This window comes from Corynebacterium mendelii (genome assembly GCF_017307055.1).
Taxonomy (GTDB): domain Bacteria; phylum Actinomycetota; class Actinomycetes; order Mycobacteriales; family Mycobacteriaceae; genus Corynebacterium; species Corynebacterium mendelii.
Genome location: NZ_JAFLEQ010000015.1, coordinates 27,215 through 45,601, shown reverse-complemented (window position 1 = coordinate 45,601; position 18,387 = coordinate 27,215). Strand labels below are relative to the sequence as shown.

The window sequence follows — 18,387 nt, the reverse complement described above, 5'->3', positions numbered from 1 at the left end:
GGCAACGGGGGCGCTGTCGCCGATGAAATAGCCGTTCGCGTCAACCCCGTGGGCCTGGTGGACCACCAGCTCAAAACCGGCCCGGGCGACAACCTCCCGCAGCTGGTCGAGATGGTCGCTGACAGGCGAATCCGGCCAGATTGTGGTCCGAATTTCCGCCTCCATGGCTGTGTTCCGGCAATAGCGGCTGACAATATCCAGGCTCCGGCCGGCCACCTCGGCTGCTTTTTTACTGCAGCCGACGACCTGCGGAAGATCGGCTGTGATGGCTTTGACATCCAGGCCCACCCACTCGGGACGGGTCACCGGGTTGGCCAGCAGCGCCTCCAACCGGGTTGGCTGGTAGCCGCAGGTGTGCAGGCCAACCGGGAGTCCCAGCCCATGGATCGCGGCAACAGCCGCCCCCAAGCCGCGGTGCACGGTGGGTTCACCCCCGGAGATCACCGCCCCGTCATAGACCCGCCGCCGGTGGCGGAGCAGAGCCAGAAAATCGGCGAAACAGGGCCTTGGTGCCGTCGTCGCGTCGGCAGGGCCGGTGCTGTGTTCGCTGCTGCCGCAACCGGCCGGAGGAACCATCTCCTGCAGTGCGGGATTGTGGCAGTAGCGGCACCGCCACGGACAGCCCTGGGTAAACAGGGTGGCGGTGATGTTGTCCGGCCAGTCGGTGACCGAAAACGGGATGATTCCGGCGGCGGGCAGCTGCGGGATGGCGGTGGCGGGCACAGTGTCGGGAAACCTTTTTTCTCAGTCGTAAGGGGGTGATCGGTGGGCGGGGGTGTTGAAAAAGGCCTGTGGCCTTCCCCAGGGCCTGCGGGCATGCCCGGGGCGTGTCAGACCGCCAGCTGTTCCCGGAAATACCGGCGCTGGTGGAACTCGCCTTTTTTACCGGTGTTGAAGCTGTGCACGGGCCGGAAATAGCCCATGACCCGGGTCCACACCTCGGTGGGTTTGTCACAGGTGGGGCACAAGAAGTGCTCCCCGGAGATATACCCGTGGTCGCTGCAGATCGAAAACGTCGGGGTGACGGTGATGTAGGGCAGCCGGTAGTTGTCCAGCGCCCGGCGCACCAGTTTCGCGCACGCCTGTGACGACGACATCTTCGCCCCCATGTACAAATGCAGCACAGTCCCGCCGGTATAGAGAGCCTGCAGGTCCTCCTGGTGCTCCAGAGCGGCGAAAGGATCGGGGGTGTGGTCGACCGGAAGCTGCGAGGAATTGGTGTAGTAGGGCTGCTGTGGCGTCCCGGCCTGAATGATGTCGTCAAACCGTGCCGCATCCTCTTTGGCGAAACGGTAGGTGGCGCCTTCGGCGGGGGTGGCCTCCAGATTGTAGAGGTGACCTGTTTTCTCCTGCGCGCCCACCAGCCGCTTGTTGATGTGTTCGAGCAGTTCGAGCACCATGCTCTTGCCGGAGTCGGAGGTGATGTCGGTGGCCTGCGGGCTGTGGCGGAAGAAATTGGCGACCATTTCATTGCAGCCGTTGACCCCGATGGTGGAGAAATGGTTGTCCAGGCTGGGCAGCCACCGGGCGGTGTAGGGGTAGAGGCCGCGGTCAATGAGCTCGCCGATTGTTTCCCGGCGTTTTTCCAGGGTGTCGACGCCCAGGTCAATGAGATGATCAAGCTGCCTGTACAGCCCGGCGGTGTCGCCTGCATACAGGTAGCCCAGCCGGGCACAGTTGATGGTGACAACACCGATGGAACCGGTTTGCTCGGCGGAGCCGAACAGCCCGTTGCCCCGGGCCAGCAGCTGGCGCAGATCCAGCTGCAGGCGGCAACACATGCTGCGGATGTGCCCGGGGGAAAGCTCCGAGTTGATGAAGTTCTGGAAGTAGGGGAGACCATAGCGGGCGGTCATGGCGAACAACCGCTCGGAGAAGTCACTGTCCCAGTCGAAATCCCGGGTGATGTTGTAGGTGGGGATGGGGAAAGTGAACACCCTTCCGTCGGCATCCCCCTCGCTCATGACCTCGATGAAGGCGGTGTTGATCAGCTCCATTTCTTTTTCCAGCTCGCCGTAGGTGAAGTCCATGACTTCCTCTCCGATGAACGGGTGCTGGGCTTTGAGATCCTCCGGCACGCACACATCGAAGGTGAGGTTGGTAAACGGGGTCTGCATGCCCCAGCGGCTGGGCACATTGAGGTTGAAGATGAATTCCTGCATGTGCTGCTTGAGCGTCGGGTAGTCCAGGTTGTCCAGCCTCACGAACGGAGCCAGGTAGGTGTCGAAGGAACTGAATGCCTGGGCGCCGGCCCATTCGTTTTGCAGGGTGCCCAGAAAATTCACGATCTGGCCGCAGGCGGAGGAAAAGTGTTTCGGGGGCGCGGAGTTGACTGCCCCTGGCACCCCGTTGAATCCCTGCTCCAGCAGTTGGCGCAGGGACCATCCGGCACAGTATCCGGCCAGCATGTCCAGATCGTGGATGTGGATGTCACCGTCCCGGTGCGCGGCGGCCGCGTCCGGGGAGAACACCTGGCTCAGCCAGTAGTTGGCCACCACTTTGCCGGTGGAGTTGAGCATCATCCCGCCGAGGGAGAAGTCCTGGTTGGCGTTGGCGTTGACCCGCCAATCGGTGCGGGAGAGATACTCGTCGATGGTGCTGACCGGATCGACCAGCACCCGGTGTTGCTGGTCGATGGGGGTCACGGTGGGGGTGGGGTGGTCGTCCCCGGGGACGGACGGTGCCGCCGTGGGGGTGGAAGGAGCCGTGGTGGCGGGAGCGGAAAAAGTGGTCATGTCCGCTGACAATAGGAGCGATTGGCAACATTGAAAAGTCCCTATCGGCCCACTGGCGCCACAACAGGTAGTAGCTGAGGGAAACCAAAACACTACATCTTGTGGTTTGTCCAAAATTACGTAGCAGCGAAAACTCTCCCGTACAGGGCTTTGCGCACGGGTGCTGCCCGCCGCATCTTGTGGTGAACCATGCCACAAATAACACGTGTGTGATTTTTTGCACACACCGCCTGTGGCGGGCTGTGGGGCGAGGTCCGTGCTCTGTCTGCGGCAGGTGTTTTTCGGACTAGAAGGGCAAGGGAGGGCACGATCGCTGTGCCCCACGGCGTGTGCCCGGTGAGGCGGCGGTGGGACGCAACAAAAATATCCCTGGCCTGCCGGAGTCCTGTGCGGCGGCCCTGCTCCTGTTGCACTTTAACCCCCGAAGCCCGTGGTTTCCGGCTGTTTTGCCGGTTCGTCCAATGGGGCCCGCGGGGCTGAACCCCAAGCGTTGGAGCTGTGCTGAATAACAGTGCCCGGGACGGCGGCTTCGTTCCGGTCACCTGCAGCAAAAGCTCCCCGCACGTGTGTGGATGGTGTGGCGCCGGTAACGGCGGTGCTGAACCGCCGCTTAGTGATCATGGTGATTCGCCGGCCGGTGCCGGGTCAACCGCAGTGTCCGGCTGTGGGGCGCGTGGGTGCCGGGGGACTAGTCGGTGGTCTGTGCCCGGGTTTGGTGGCCGAAACCGACTGCCTGCCAGCCGGTGTCGGTGGGTTCGAAGACAATGGTGGAGTCGCTGTCGAAGACTTCCTCCTGCTGGCCGGTCATCGTGCACATGTTGATTTTGTCCAGCGGGTAGCGGGTGACAACAGTACGGTTGTCGCGGTAGACAATGACCAGAGCGTTGACCGAATCATCCAGGCCATCAGCGGGAATCTGCCGCAGCGGAACTTTTGTGATGGCTTCGGCGCTGCCGCGCGGCAGGTAGGGGCAGGCGATGAAAAAACCGGTCGGTTCGCCCGGGTACAGCCACGCTGGGTGGACCTCCACCGGGTTTGTGCCGCGGGCGACGGCTTCGTTGAGAATCGCCGACATGTCCGGGCCCGCCGACTCGAGGTCAGTGGCGTTTTCCGATGACAATGCGCAGCCGGTGACCGCCAGGCCGGCCAGGGCAACCGACACCGCGGGGGCGGGGGCTTTCCGGCGGATGGTGGGTTGTCCGGCGGATACATCGCGGGTACTCATGGCCGGGACCGGTCCTTCCATGGTGTCGGCGGCAGGGGCAACAGGAGTGGCACAACACCCCCAACCGGCAATACTACGTCACGATCCGTGACTGGGGAAAACGGTGGTGGTCTCCCGGCTGGGCCGAGTGCATGCGGGGGGCAGATCAGTGGCCGCGGGTGAACGGACCGGTGGGATGCGGCGGATCACCGATGACCGTCAACGTTTGTGTCGCGCGGGTGTAGGCGACATACAGGTCATTGAGTCCCTGCACCGAGGCCTCGGCAATGGCTGCCGGGTCGACCACAATGACATGGTCGAATTCCAGGCCTTTGATGTCGTCGACGGTGCGGGCCCCGTCGATACCGGACTGCGGCGGCGCGATGATCGCCGTCAACCGTTCGGGTTCGGCTTTTTCGAGCCGTTGTTTCACCGCCAGCGGGTCGGTGTCCGCCGGAACAATGGTCACCGGCCGGTTGCCGTCCCGGATGGCTGTCGGCGGGGTTTGTTCCGGGGCGATGACTTCCAGCAGTGGTTCGGCGAAATCGGTGATGGTCTGCGGGGTGCGGTAGTTGACGGTCAACTCGTGGCGGACACACCGGGTGCCGGCGAAAGGCTCAAGGGTTTCGGTCCACGAGTCAACACCGGCGGGATGGCCGGTTTGGGCGGTATCGCCGACCAATGTCATCCACCGGGCGGGGCAGCGGCGCATCACCATCCGCCACTCCATGGGGGAAAGCTCCTGTGCCTCATCGACAATGACATGACCAAAGGCCCAGGTGTGGTCGGCGGCGGCCCGCTGGGCGGTGGTGCGGGTGTCGCGGACTTTCTGCCGTTGCGCCAGGGTTTCCGGGTCGATGATGTCGTGGGCGGACAGTATTTCGGCCTCCGATTCATCATCCAGGTCGGTGTTGGCCGAGGACTGCAGAATGTCGAGGGCATCTTCGGCATCGGCGATCTGCTGCCGCCAGGCCCGCCGGTTGTTGTCGTCGGCCTGATCCGGGTCGGGAATACCGATCAGGTGCGCCAGTTCATCGATCAGTGCGGTGTCCGAGGTGGAAAAAGCAGACGGGTCATCGCGGTAGAGGGCGTTTTTGGTTTCCTCGTCGTAGCCTGTGGCCGCCGCATCGATGACTTCGGTGCTGCCGACCAGTTCGGCGAGAACCTCCACCGGATCCAGCTGCGGCCACAGCTGGTCGAGCAGATCGGTGAGCTGCTGCTCGTCGCAGATATCGTCGTGGATTTGGGCGACATCGCCTTCCCCGAGAAAATCCCCGCCCCCCAACGGGTCCGCGGAGATGTGGTGCGCGTAGGCCCGGGCAATGGATTCGGTGAGATGATCCCGGAAAATCGGGCGGGCGAAGTTGTGGGGTTTGCGGGAACGCCTGGCCCTGGTGCGGGAGGCCTTGACCATCGCCGGGGTGACGGTGACCTCCAGGCCCTCCAGGGTGATGGCCACCGGTTCGGAGGGGACCAGTTGGTGGTTTTTCACCGCCCGGTCCAGGATGGTGGCCATCTCCGCCGATCCCTTGATCTCTTTGACCAGCAGGCTTTCGGATTTCTGCGGGGAAAAACCAGGGTAGAGCCCGGCCACAGTCGACAGCACCACACCGGTTTCCCCGAGTTCGGGAAGGACCCGGGAGATGTAGTCCAAAAAGGTGGTGTTCGGGCCGATGATCAGCACCCCGGTTTTACTCAGCTGCGCCCGCCAGGTGTAGAGCAGATAAGCCACCCGGTGCAGGGCGACCGCGGTTTTGCCGGTGCCCGGCCCGCCGGTGACAACCATGATGCTGCGGGTGGAATCCCGGATGATTTCATCCTGCTCCCGCTGAATGGTTTCGACGATATCGCTCATATGCCCGCTGCGGGCACGATTCAAGGCCGCCAGCAGCGGGGTTTCATCGCCCACCGCACCACCGGCATGACCGGCGGCCTCCGGGATGTCGGCCAAATATTCGTCGGTGACATCGGTGACGGTGGTGCCTTTGGTTTTGATGTGCCGGCGGGCGATGACACCCTCCGGCTGGGCGGTGGTGGCCAGATAAAAGGGTCTGGCTGTCGGCGCCCGCCAGTCCAACAGCAGGGTCTCGTAGCCGTTGTCCCGGTCGTGCAACCCCAACCTGCCGATGTAGCGGCGGTCATGATCGGGGTGTCCGGGAACCGGGTGCTCGGGCCCTGCTTTGGTGGTGTCGAATACATCGATGCGCCCGAACACCAGGCCCAGGGAGGCGATGTTGAGCCGGTCGATGCGCTCGTTGAGGGAGTGGTACTCGGTTTCCCGTTCCACCAGGGCCTCCGGATCCGGATTGGAGGGATCGACCCTGAGCATGACCTCATCCAGGCGTTTGCGGGCTTTGGCGACTTCGGCGTCCAGATGCGCGATCAGCGAGTTGAGATGCTGCTGCTGCTCGCTGACGCGATCATCGACGTGGTCGGCTGGGGTGTGGTGTGTCGGCACAGCGGAGTGTTTTTCAGCTTCTGTTGTCGGTGGCAGGAGTAAAAGGGGGCGCCGGGTGGAAAAGGGGAGGATGCACAACACCCTCGCGGCTCTCCCGCGCCCTGCGGAAGAAACCATTTTAGACCACCTTTTTCGTATCGCCCACCGGCAATGCGGTTCGACACCACCACAACAGCGGCCGCCGGCCGGACAGTGGTGGTACTGTCCGGCCGGCGGCCGCGGCACGCAGGGCCATCCGGCGGCGCACCCCGTCCTGCGGCGGGCCGTGCCGGATGACGACGGGGCAGAGTTACAGCCCGAACTTCTTTTGCAGCTTCTTGACGGCCTTCGCCCGTGCCTTGTCGGCTTTCTTGGTGGCCTTACGGCTGGCTTTGCGGGCTTTTTTCGACCTGCTGCCGTATTCATCGGAAGCTTTTTTCGCGGCCTCGTCGGCACGCTGCTGGGCGATTTTCGCCGCCCGGACGGTGCGGTCTTTGGCTGCTTTGGCATTGGAATCGGCGGCAGCCAGCCAGTCATCTTTGTTGTCGTCGACGAAACTCTGGGCGCGGTCGTAATAGTCGCTGGCGAGTTCTTCGGCTTCTTCGAACCATTCACCTGCTTTTTCCGCCGCTGTCTCGTAGATGTCGCGGCCCTTGTCCTCCCAGAAGCCGGTGGCTTTGGCAGAAGCGGTGGCGGCGGTGGTGGCGGCCGCGGCTTTCGCGGCACCGGCGTATTCACCGGCTTTTTCCCGGCTCTGGTCGAGGTATTTTTCGGTCTCCGACTTACCCGGCAGCGCGGACTGCATCTTTTTGTTGGTGACCTTCGCGGCATGGCGGGTCCGCCAGACCAGATCCGGCTTGCCCTGGGTGTCGGAGACCGTGATCAACAGCCCGCCCAACAGGGCAACATTGGTCAGGAAACCGTTGCGGCGGGTGGTTTTTTCCTCCCCGTCCTCAGCCGCCCAGAATGCGTGGCGGGACAGGATTGTCGGAACCGCGGTCAGCGCCAGGGCGGCGGCGGACAGGCGCTGGAATTTACCCAGGGCCAGAAGCGTTCCGGCGGTGATTTTGGTCGCCCCGGCGGCTTTGACCACCAGTTCCGGGTTATCCGGAATAACGGAAGCATACGTGCCCGGCAGCAGTGACTTGGTGCGGTCGATGACCGCTTTCGCGCTGTCGCTGTGCTCGTTGGCGTTGATGACGGAATCGACACCGTCGGCAACATAGACCGACGCCAGCATTGGTCGTGCAATTTTACGGAACATGGTGGAAAACCAGCCTCCTTTTGGCCGGAGATTATCCGGCGGAATGATCGGTGGCACGCCTTGTTGCGGCGCGGCCACCGTGTCACATGGGATGGATGAACAAGTGTCGCGCATCCCGCCACCGGCAGCGTGGTGCCGCCTGCAGCGGGACACGGATGCGATTTAAAAAAACGTGTCCCGAAGTCTACCCGCAGCAGGCCTGCGGGTGTCTACCAGCCGCGCTCGCGCCACTGGTCCAGCTGCGGGCGTTCGGCCCCCAGGGTGGTGGGGGCACCGTGACCGGGATGAACCACGGTGTCATCGGGGTAGACGGTGAACACCCGGGTGACCACATCGTTGAGCAGCCGGGTGAAATCATTGCCGCCGGTGGTTTTGCCCACCCCGCCGGGAAACAACGAATCCCCGGTGAACAGGTGGTGCACCCCGTCGATGGTCACATCCAGTACCAGCCCGCCCGGGGTGTGTCCGCGCAGCACAATCACCGGAATCTCCAGCCCCGCCCAGTGCAGCACATCACCGTGGTCGAGTTCATGGTCGACCGGGGCGGGCAGGGCGGGGGCATCGAGCCGGCTGGCCACATGGACGGCCCCGGTGGAATCGAGAACCTCTTTCAGGGCGCGCACATGGTCGTTGTGGCGGTGGGTGGTGGCCACACAGGTCACCTCAACCCCGGCGCGGCTGATGAGGGAAGAAATCGCCGGTGCATCGTCGGCGGCGTCGATGAGCAGTCCCTCGCCGTCGTGGCTGAGCAGATAGACGTTGTTGTCCATCTCGGAGACGGAAATTGTGTCCAACCGGATCTCATGGGTCATGTGGTCCAGGGTAGCCCAGGCGGCCGGAGTCGATGGTGATAGCGTTTGGGTTGGCCGGCAGCCCGGGGACAACACCATTGACCCCCGCGGCCCGCGGCCCTCCTGCGTCCCCGGATCCGCCCCGGTCGTGTGTCCCGCAAAAAACAGGACAACCACCGGTGCCGCGGATTGCGGGATACACCCTTTTGTTCTAGCCCCCGACCAGCGTGAAAGACCGAGTGAACCGAAGTGGCTGACCGCCTGATTGTCCGTGGTGCCCGCGAGCACAACCTCAAAAGCGTCGACATTGACCTTCCCCGCGACCAGCTGGTCGTGTTCACCGGTTTGTCGGGTTCGGGTAAATCCTCCCTGGCTTTCGACACCATTTTCGCCGAAGGGCAGCGCCGCTATGTGGAATCCCTGTCGGCCTATGCCCGGCAGTTTCTGGGGCAGATGGACAAACCGGATGTCGATTTCATCGAGGGATTGTCCCCGGCGGTTTCAATCGACCAGAAATCGACCAACCGCAACCCGCGTTCGACCGTCGGCACCATCACCGAGGTCTATGACTATCTGCGTCTGCTCTACGCGCGGGCCGGGACCGCCCACTGCCCGGAGTGTGACGCGGTCATTGAACGGCAAACCCCGCAGCAGATCGTCGACCAGGTGCTCGCCATGGAAGAAGGCACCAAATTCCAGGTGCTGGCCCCGGTGGTGCGCACCAGGAAAGGTGAGTTCCAGGAGCTGTTTTCCGACCTGGCGGCGCAAGGCTATTCCCGGGTCCGGGTCGACGGGGTGGTCCACCAGCTCAGCGACCCGCCGACGCTGGAAAAACAGGTCAAACACGATATTGAGGTCGTCATCGACCGGCTGAAGGTCAAGCCCTCCGGTAAACAGCGCCTGACCGATTCGGTGGAAACCGCCCTCGGGCTGGCCGACGGGGTGGTGGTGCTCGACTTCGTTGATTTCGACGACACCGATCCGAACCGGACCCGCCGGTTCAGCGAGAAAATGGCCTGCCCCAACGGCCATGTGCTCGGGGTGGATGAACTCGAGCCGCGCAGTTTTTCCTTCAACAGCCCCTACGGCGCCTGCCCGGCGTGTGACGGATTGGGCACCACCCTGGAAGTGGACATGGATCTGATCATCCCCGATCCCTCCGCCCCACTGGTGGAAGCCATCGCCCCGTGGAACACCGGGTTCAACATCAAGTATTTCCGCAAACTGCTCACCGGCCTGGCCGACGCGATGGGCTTTGACCCTGACACCCCGTTTGACCGGCTGACCAAACCGCAGCAGAAAGCGGTGCTGACAGGCTCGAAACACAAGGTCAGTGTGCGCTACAAAAACCGCTACGGGCGTATCCGCAACTACACCGCCCCGTTTGAGGGGGTGCTCAACTACATCACCCGGAAACTGGACACCTCCGACTCGGAGACCCAGAAAGAACGCATGCTCGGCTACATGCGGGAGGTTGCCTGCTCCACCTGTTCCGGTGCCCGGCTGCGCCCGGAAATCCTGGCGGTGCGCCTGGCGTCACACTCCCACGGGGAGATGTCGATTGCCGATGTGACGGCCCTGAGCGTCGCCGACGCCGCGGATTTCCTCAACGATCTGGCCCTGGGCGCCCGAGAGGAAATGATCGCCGGGGCCGTGCTGCGTGAAGTGCAGGCCAGGCTGAAGTTTTTGATCGATGTCGGGCTGACCTACCTGTCGTTGGGCCGGGCGGCGGGCAGCCTGTCCGGCGGGGAAGCCCAGCGCATCCGGCTGGCCACCCAGATCGGCTCCGGGCTGGCCGGTGTTCTCTACGTCCTCGACGAGCCGTCGATCGGCCTGCACCAGCGTGACAACCAACGGCTGATCGCCACCCTGGAGCATCTGCGCGATATCGGCAACACCCTGATCGTGGTCGAACACGACGAGGAAACCATCCGCACCGCCGACTGGCTGGTCGATATCGGCCCGAAAGCCGGCGAATACGGCGGGCATATCGTCTACCAGGGAAAACCCAGTGGTGTGCTGGACTGTGATGAGTCGCTGACCGGCCAGTACCTGGCGGGGAAGAAAACACTCGGTATCCCCAACACCCGGCGCGCGACCGACCCCGGCCGGGTGTTGACCATCCGCGGGGCCCGGGAAAACAATCTCCGCAATGTCGATGTCACCATTCCGCTGGGGGTGCTGACCTGCATCACCGGCGTATCCGGATCCGGTAAATCCACCCTGATCAACCAGATTCTGGCGACAACCCTGGCCAACAAACTCAACGGCGCCAGGCTGGTGCCCGGTAAAGCCACCGGGGTTGACGGGTTGGAGCATCTGGACAAACTGGTGCAGGTCGACCAGTCGCCGATCGGCCGCACCCCCCGGTCGAATCCGGCCACCTACACCGGGGTGTTCGACAAGATCAGGAACCTGTTCGCCGAAACCAATGAGGCTAAGGTCCGCGGCTACAAACCCGGCCGGTTCTCCTTCAACGTCAAGGGCGGCCGCTGTGAGGCCTGCCGGGGCGATGGGACACTGAAAATCGAGATGAACTTCCTGCCGGATGTGTATGTTCCCTGCGAGGTGTGCCACGGGGCGCGCTACAACCGGGAAACCCTGGAGGTGAAATACAAGGGAAAAACGATCTCTGAGGTCCTGGACATGCCGATCAGCCAGGCGGCGGAGTTTTTCGCCCCGATCACCTCCATTGCCCGGTATCTGGACACCCTGGTGGATGTGGGCCTGGGCTATGTGCGTCTGGGGCAGTCGGCCACCACCTTGTCCGGCGGTGAGGCGCAGCGCGTGAAGCTTGCCAGCGAACTGCAGAAACGCTCCCGCGGCCGGACGATCTACATTCTCGACGAGCCGACCACCGGCCTGCATTTCGAGGACATCCGCAAACTGATGCTGGTCATCCAGGGCCTGGTGGACAAAGGCAACTCGGTTGTCGTCATCGAGCACAACCTGGATGTGATCAAGGCCGCGGACTGGATTGTCGACATGGGGCCGGAAGGCGGGGCAGGCGGCGGCACTGTGGTCGCCGAAGGCACCCCGGAAGATGTGGCCGCCGTGGCGCAGTCCTATACCGGCGGATATCTGAAACAGATTCTTGCCGGGCACCATGTCACGATGAAGTCCTAGCCTGCGTCTCCCCGGCGGGCGCGAGGCGGGCTGCAGATGATCTGCAGGGTCTTGTTTGTTTTCGGTGAACTCGGAATATTCAGTTGAACCAGGCTGTGGCCTGCTGCTGCAAGAAATGGCGCCCCGGCGCCCGGCATATTGGTGGTGTCACAATGAGCGAGACGCGAAAAAATAAAGGAGACCGCATGCACACCCGACGTGTGAGCGCCCGCACTGCCGTCCTGGCTGTTTGTTTCACTCTTGCCTCAGGCCAGGCGCCGGCAGTGGCCGATGAGACTTCCACCCCGCCCGTCCTCGGTACCGGGGAGACCAAAACCGACAGCTCGTCTGCGCCTGGATCGGCCCGGGCGCTGTCAGCTGAGCCCTTGGGCGCTGTCGGGGAGCTGGTCCGGTTGATCGCATCCTGGATGGGATCATCGACTGCCGATGTGCAGAACTCGTCGGTGACCAAAACTCTGGGCAATTTGGGCCGGAAAAGCCGGACAATCACCCCGCAAACACCGGTGATGGTGCATCAACAGCAGGTGCGGTCCACCAGTTGGTGGGTGGCCGACGATTCCACGATCCGCGTGGAGGTCACCACCAACGGCTGTAACCTGCTGCGCGGCTGGACCGACACCACCACCGACCGGGTGGTGTTCGGGGTGATCAACGGCAGGTCGCCTGAGCACCCGGAAGGCCCGTGCACCGACAATATTGTCTTCTCCACCATCGACATCCCGGTTCAGGGCGGTATCGGCGGCAGGCGTATCTCGGAAGGAACCATTCCCCGGGAGCAGCTGGCCGACTAAGAGAAACAACCACGCCATCACGCGGCATCCCCGCGGTCTTTTACCTTCACTGGGCAGGTCGGTGACCGGTTGGCAACCGGCCTGCCCGTGTGCTGGTGCCGCAGGCGCACGTGCAAGGAAACAACCGGCGGGGCAGATCTGTGGGGGTGCTCAAGCGTGCTTTTTTCGCCTAGTCGCTGGTGTCGCCCAAATCCTGCCGCTCCGGCTTGCCTTGCGTATAGGGTGATGTCCAGCCCGGGCGGTTATTGCTGTTGTCGACGGTGCCCGTGTCCGTTGTTCCCGGGGTGGCGGTGTGCGCCGCGGGCACGGGGGCGCCGGCAGCAGTGGCGGTGGCGTGGCTTACCGGGGTGGTGTTGTGTGTGTCCGGCAGTGTCGCACGGTCGCGGCGGGCGCGCAGGACGGCAATGACCAGGGTGCTGCTGCCGCACAGCAAAAACACCGCGATACGGATCCAGTCGTTGCTTCCGGCCAGATCCACGACCACCAGTTTGATGCTGGCTGCCACTGCCAGTGCCAGCCCCAGTGTGCCGCGGATCGCCGACTGGGTTGAACCCGGCCCAAGAAGCAGCCAGCCGGCGGCGACCAGCCACACCAGCGACACGGTGCCCTGTCCGACAAACACCGCCCAGTCGGTGGTCGAGACGGGGCTGAGGATAAACGCCACCACCGTGACAATGCCGGTGTAGGACAACAGCAGGGCGTAGAAAAACACCACCACCGCATTGAGTTTCGGCAGTGGGCCGAAGCGTGTGGCGACCACCACGGCCACCACCGTGACCAGCACACAGGTGATACCGGTGAGAATGCTCATGGTGCCGGAAAGCCACAGCGGTTTGAACTCCAGGGTGGATTCGATCAGCGGCAGGGGACCTGCGACCATCACCAGCGACCAGCAGACAACCGGCAGCGACATCGATTCGAACCGCACCAGGGCCAGCATCACCGCGGCCCCGGCAACCAGCATGCCCAGCCGGAGGACCTCGAAATCGACATCGGTCAGCGGGGAGGTGTCAATCAGCGCCTGGTAGAACGCCAGCAGATGCAGCGCCACCAGTGACAGCCCGGCGACAATCATGTGCATCCGCCTGTCGGCCAGGTCGCTTTGCACACCGGGGGCGGGGTCGGCAGCGGTGGTGGTGTCCCCGGGGGTGATCTCCCCGAGACGGGCACCGGCCAGGGCGACAGCCAAATAGAGGACGGTGACAACTGTGGCCAGGCCACGGGTGGCCCATGATTCGAACAGGATAATCACCACGCTGAGCACCGTGGCCGGTAAAACAACCAGCAGCAGACTGTCGCTGAGTGCACCCGGGGAGGGGCAGCGGCCGGACAGGGCGACAATAACCACCACCAGCACCACAACTGCTTCCCCGAGCAACACATAGGTTTCTTCCGTGGGGGAAAGCCACACCGCAACCAGGTGGGCGGCCGACGCAATCGAGCAGGTCACAGCTGTTGACGCGCGTACCGCCGACCAGGGTTTGCGCCGGGTGACGGCGACAACAACCAGTGCCAGCGCCACCGGGGACGCAAGAATAATCGCCGGTACATCCCACGAACCGGGTGATGGCGCATCTGCGGTGTTGACGGTGGCCACAACCATCATCAGCCCGGCCGCCCAGGCGATCGCCGTCGGCCGGTTGCGCCGGGTGAGCCAGAACAACAATCCCGCGTTTCCGGCCACCAGGAGCACACTGCTGACAATCGGCGGCCACAGGCCATAAACCGCCGACCCGGAGAGCACCGTTGCGGCATAGCCCAACAAAGCGGCCACCACGAACACCGAGGAAATCCCCTGCGGCAGCCGGGAACGCCCGGTGAGTACACCGGCGCCAAACAGAACAGCCGACAGCACCAGCCCGGCCGCCACAATGGCGCCGTCGGTGACAAGCCCGGCGTTGACGGCCGTTGCCACCAGCAGCCAGATACCGGCGATGGTCACCCCGGCGCCGAACAGCATGAGCACCCCGACCACACCCAGCGACCGGGACGGGCCCGGCCGGGCTGCGGGGCGCTGACGGCGGGACTGCTGCCGCCGGGATACGGGCGAACCCTTACCGGGGTGTCCCGGCCGGTTCCCGGCAGCAGCGCGCGGGGCGGCAGCTTTCGGGACAGTGTCGTGCACGGACTGTCCGTCCCGCTGCCGTGTGCCGGATGCGTCGGCCACCCGGCGGTGCGCGGCAGCGGGCTGCCGGTCGTCACCGGCGGGCAACCCGTTTCCGGGTTCACCGTCCACGGCGTCGATCAGCCGGTCGACCTTGTTTTCAAGCTCGGTCAGCCGCCTGGCAAGAAGGTCGACACGGTCGTGTTCATGGTCCGGACAATCGGTCATGGGCGCCCACTATACCGCTCCACCTGCCGCGGCCGACCGGCTCGCGTGTGGGGGATGACCGTGTCCGGCACCGTGCGCCGACCACCGGTGATGGCCTACCGTGGACCGGAAAACAACCGGATCCGCTCCGCATGTGGCCGCGGCTGAACAACAACTTCCAGGAACAAGGTGCCTCCATGACCCCATATCCTCCACCGCAACCCCGCCCGGGTGGTGGCCGCGGGCGTTTCACCCTGGCCGCCATGGTGGCCGCCATCGTTTTGCTGCTGGTTGTTCTCGGCAGCCTGGTTTATGCCGGGGTGAGACTTCTGGGCTGGGGAAGCCACGGCACCACGCAGCCGTCACCGGATGCCGCGACAGTGGTGGTGACCACCACCCGGGAACAACCTGCCCCCGGCAGCCACGCCCCGGCCCCGGCCAGTACCGCACCAACCACACGCACCACCGTCGATGGAGCTGCTCCACCACCCACCACCCGGGCTGATCAAGCCGCGCAGACACCATCCTCACCAACCACAACCACAACCACCGCCGCCGGCAGGCCGAGTGGCTTCACCCCGCCGGAAGGTGAGGGTGTGGAAAGCTGCGGGGCGGATGTGTGGGCGGAAACAACAGCCACCAGCTGCCCGTTTGCCCGCCAGGTTGCCGCGGTACTCGGCACCCCGCCGCCCGCCCAGGGGCGGGTGAGCATCACCGCCACCAGCCCGGTGACCAACAACGACTACCAGCTTGACTGTGTGCGGATCGACCAGACAACCGGGTGGCGCTGCCGGGGCGGCGACAATGCGGTCGTTGTCGTCAATCCGGGCCGTTGACATCTCACCGCCCCGCAGGACACACACCTTCCGTCGTTTTTGTTCCCGGCAGCCGGATGTGCTAGGTTGTTGGGCACTACCGCCGTGGCGGGCGCACGTGTGTGCCTGCGCGGTAGCAAGCGGAGATCCCTCCCACCAGATGCCTCCGGGAAACCGGATGGATAATGGTCACCACCCACGGCGTCACCACCAGCTGCACCAGCACAGCAATCCGCGGACCCGCATAAAGTCCGGCATGTTGTTGCGCAGGTTGTTTTCTGGCGTGACAGCCGACGGGGGTTTGAAACAGGATCTCCCGCGACCGGATCACCGGCCGCGGGATTTTTTGTGGGGTCTGACCGCCGGAGTGATCCGGCGTCAACCGGTTGGCGGTAGGACGCACACCGGCTGTGTCTGTTTGTTTTGAATTTTATCCCTTACATCTCACGACTCTAGGAGTTCCCATCAGCGCTGAAGCTCGCATCAATGAGCGCATTCGAGTACCCGAGGTACGTCTCGTCGGCCCCGACGGTGAGCAGGTGGGCATCGTCCGCATCGAAGATGCCCGCAAAATCGCCTACGACGCCGATCTTGACCTGGTGGAGCTTGCACCCAACGCCAAGCCCCCGGTCTGCAAGATCATGGATTACGGCAAATACAAGTACGAACAGGCCCAGAAGGCCCGTGAGTCCCGCCGCAACCAGCAGCAGACCGTGGTCAAGGAGCAGAAGTTCCGCCCCAAGATCGACGACCATGACTACGAGACCAAAAAAGGCAATGTCATCCGTTTCCTTGAAAAAGGCTCCAAAGTCAAGGTGACGATCATGTTCCGTGGCCGTGAGCAGTCCCGCCCCGAACTCGGTTTCCGGCTGCTGGAGCGGCTGGCTGACGATGTCGCCGACTACGGTGTCGTCGAAGCCCGGCCGAAGCAGGACGGACGCAACATGACGATGGTCCTGGGACCGGTCCGCAAGGGCAAGAAGTAAACACACACAAAGCCGGGCGTGTTCCACCACCCGCCCACACATGAAGGGCACACAGTTTCCCGGTCGACGCCTCTGTCCGGCCAATCCCCGGCAGGGGAGACCAACCGGTTGAAGGGGCCGTTGACCTTGTGCCCGTCAAGCCGGGCGTGCCGGATGATGCGGGATAGCGCAAGACGACCGTCTTCGCCCCGCGGCATCCGTCAGACCGCTTGAGGTAATCATCAACCACGATCATTGAAGACAAAGAAACGATCCGGAGAACACCATGAAGCAGAAGACCCACAAGGGCACCGCCAAGCGCGTGAAGATCACCGGCTCCGGCAAACTCCGCCGTGAGCAGGCCAACCGCCGCCACCTGCTGGAAGGTAAGCCGTCGACCCGTACCCGCCGCCTGAAGGGCACCACGGATGTCGACAAAGCTGACACCCGCCGCGTCAAGAGGCTTCTGGGCAAGGCCTAAGGCCGGGCCCCGGCCGTACCGGCAAGGTTGCATCAACCCCCGGTGGCCATCAGCGTCTCAGTTACAGATATTCAAACCCCGATCTTTTAACATTTAAGGAAGTTTTACCGTGGCACGTGTCAAGCGGTCCGTCAACGCCAAGAAGAAGCGTCGCGAAATCCTGAAGTCCGCCAAGGGCTACCGCGGCCAGCGCTCCCGCCTTTACCGCAAGGCCAAAGAGCAGTGGCTGCACTCCATGACCTACTCCTACAACGACCGCCGCAAGCGCAAGGGTCAGTTCCGCCGCCTGTGGATCACCCGCATCAACGCTGCGGCCCGTATGAACGGCATCACCTACAACCGGCTGATCCAGGGTCTGCGCCTGGCCGGTATCGAGGTCGACCGCAAGATGCTGGCTGAGCTGGCTGTCAGCGACTTCGCCACCTTCACCACCATCTGTGAAGCTGCCAAGGCCGCCCTTCCGGAGGACGTCAACGCCCCCAAGGCCGCCTAACAAGGCTTTAAAATAAGCACAACAAAGCCCGGGTGTGGTGGCCACCACCACCCAACCTCGGCCCTTGTGCCTGTGAATGCCGGATCCGCTCCGCGTGCCCCGACGGGCCACGGGGGATGGGTCCGGTTTTTCGTTGTCCACCCACCCATTGCCGCGACAAAGGACTGTTGTTCATGGACCACACCGACGGCCCCGGCCGCCCGCTCACCCGGCCCCGCGTTCCGGGGGAAAAACAACGCCGCCTGGTACTGGCTGTCCTGCCGGGGGCGGTGTTGTTCGCCGGATCCACACTGCTTCTTGGCGCCAGCCGCATGATTGGCGGCGATCTGCCGGAGATGGTGGATATGCTCTGGTATGTCCTGCAGGGCATGGTCGGTGTTTTCGTTGTCGGCACCGGGTTTTCCACCAAGCATCTCGGGACCGGATACCGGTGGCTCACCGTGGTCGGGGGCGCGGTATTCGCCGCTGCCGCCCTGAGCAATCTTCTGGCCCCGCCGGAAGGCGCGGAGCTGACCGGTCCCGGTGGATTCATCGGCGTGGTCGCAGGTGTTGTGGCACCGGTTGTCGGCTGGATCATCGGCCGCCGCCACATGGCAGGCCCCACCGCCGTCGGGGCAACCTAGATCACAACCACCCACTCCCTGGAATCACACCCAGCCCTTCCCGCCGCCGCACCTAGGCGGGAAGGGCCGTTTTTTGTTCCCCCACAGCCCAGCCGCACCACGCCTGTTGCACCCGCCACCCGACCTGAACCCTGCGGGTGTGGCCCACCACCGTTGATGTCCTCACCAACCCCACCGGCCCCAACCACCGGAGCGGTGGATGCGCCGGGGCGCACCGGCCATTCCAGGCCAGCAGCTTTCCCGGTTGAAGCAGCGTCAGGGGGAGTTGCTGAAACACAACGGTAAAACAATTCGAATATCTTTTAACAAACTGTTAAAAAAGCGCCGATAAAACACGCGGAAGAAAACAGA

Annotated in this window: 14 protein-coding genes; 7 read left to right on the top strand and 7 right to left on the bottom strand. The window is 63.7% G+C overall.

The features are described 5' to 3' along the window. The 6 genes from JZY06_RS08115 to JZY06_RS08090 all read right to left on the bottom strand — a co-directional run. Positions 1 to 723, bottom strand: a 723-nt coding sequence (locus JZY06_RS08115) for a radical SAM protein (RefSeq protein WP_207279059.1), incomplete at its 3' end; no start/stop codon positions are given. A gap of 107 nt (positions 724 to 830) precedes the next feature. Next, the gene (locus tag JZY06_RS08110) at positions 831 to 2,735 is read right to left on the bottom strand and encodes a ribonucleoside triphosphate reductase (protein ID WP_207279058.1); all 1,905 of its coding nucleotides are present in this window, start codon (positions 2,733 to 2,735) and stop codon (positions 831 to 833) included. 688 nt (positions 2,736 to 3,423) lie between these two features. Further along, complete coding sequence (locus JZY06_RS08105) at positions 3,424 to 3,960, bottom strand: hypothetical protein (protein ID WP_207279057.1); 537 nt, start codon at positions 3,958 to 3,960, stop codon at positions 3,424 to 3,426. Between the two features lie 145 nt (positions 3,961 to 4,105). Continuing rightward, on the bottom strand, positions 4,106 to 6,397 hold the full coding sequence (locus JZY06_RS08100) for a HelD family protein (RefSeq protein ID WP_330617210.1): 2,292 nt from the start codon (positions 6,395 to 6,397) through the stop codon (positions 4,106 to 4,108). Positions 6,398 to 6,686: 289 nt separating this feature from the next. Then, complete coding sequence (locus JZY06_RS08095) at positions 6,687 to 7,640, bottom strand: DoxX family protein (RefSeq protein WP_207279055.1); 954 nt, start codon at positions 7,638 to 7,640, stop codon at positions 6,687 to 6,689. Positions 7,641 to 7,849: 209 nt separating this feature from the next. Next, positions 7,850 to 8,452 carry an MBL fold metallo-hydrolase gene (locus JZY06_RS08090; RefSeq protein ID WP_207279054.1) on the bottom strand — a complete coding sequence of 201 codons (603 nt, stop codon included), beginning with the start codon at positions 8,450 to 8,452 and terminating at the stop codon, positions 7,850 to 7,852. Positions 8,453 to 8,680: 228 nt separating this feature from the next. Between JZY06_RS08090 and uvrA the strand changes: the two genes are divergently transcribed. Both uvrA and JZY06_RS08080 read left to right on the top strand, forming a co-directional pair. Next, on the top strand, positions 8,681 to 11,557 hold the full coding sequence (gene uvrA, locus JZY06_RS08085) for an excinuclease ABC subunit UvrA (RefSeq protein WP_207279053.1): 2,877 nt from the start codon (positions 8,681 to 8,683) through the stop codon (positions 11,555 to 11,557). Between the two features lie 185 nt (positions 11,558 to 11,742). Next, positions 11,743 to 12,348, top strand: coding sequence for a hypothetical protein (locus tag JZY06_RS08080; RefSeq protein WP_207279052.1), 606 nt, complete (start codon positions 11,743 to 11,745; stop codon positions 12,346 to 12,348). Between the two features lie 169 nt (positions 12,349 to 12,517). On the opposite strand, the gene JZY06_RS08075 is transcribed toward JZY06_RS08080, so the two are convergent. Then, positions 12,518 to 14,680 carry a hypothetical protein gene (locus tag JZY06_RS08075; RefSeq protein ID WP_207279051.1) on the bottom strand — a complete coding sequence of 721 codons (2,163 nt, stop codon included), beginning with the start codon at positions 14,678 to 14,680 and terminating at the stop codon, positions 12,518 to 12,520. Positions 14,681 to 14,856: 176 nt separating this feature from the next. On the opposite strand from JZY06_RS08075, the gene JZY06_RS08070 reads away from it, so the two are divergent. From JZY06_RS08070 to JZY06_RS08050, 5 genes are all read left to right on the top strand, one after another. Continuing rightward, on the top strand, positions 14,857 to 15,495 hold the full coding sequence (locus tag JZY06_RS08070; RefSeq protein WP_207279050.1) for a hypothetical protein: 639 nt from the start codon (positions 14,857 to 14,859) through the stop codon (positions 15,493 to 15,495). Positions 15,496 to 15,884: 389 nt separating this feature from the next. Then, positions 15,885 to 16,460, top strand: coding sequence for a translation initiation factor IF-3 (gene infC / locus JZY06_RS08065; protein ID WP_207279049.1), 576 nt, complete (start codon positions 15,885 to 15,887; stop codon positions 16,458 to 16,460). 265 nt (positions 16,461 to 16,725) lie between these two features. Next, complete coding sequence (rpmI, locus tag JZY06_RS08060; RefSeq protein WP_123930834.1) at positions 16,726 to 16,920, top strand: 50S ribosomal protein L35; 195 nt, start codon at positions 16,726 to 16,728, stop codon at positions 16,918 to 16,920. A gap of 109 nt (positions 16,921 to 17,029) precedes the next feature. Continuing rightward, positions 17,030 to 17,413 carry a 50S ribosomal protein L20 gene (rplT, locus tag JZY06_RS08055; RefSeq protein ID WP_207279048.1) on the top strand — a complete coding sequence of 128 codons (384 nt, stop codon included), beginning with the start codon at positions 17,030 to 17,032 and terminating at the stop codon, positions 17,411 to 17,413. A 173-nt stretch (positions 17,414 to 17,586) separates the two neighbouring features. After that, positions 17,587 to 18,036 (top strand): hypothetical protein, encoded by a 450-nt coding sequence (locus JZY06_RS08050; RefSeq protein ID WP_207279047.1) that lies wholly within the window; start codon positions 17,587 to 17,589, stop codon positions 18,034 to 18,036. Positions 18,037 to 18,387: the final 351 nt, after the last annotated feature.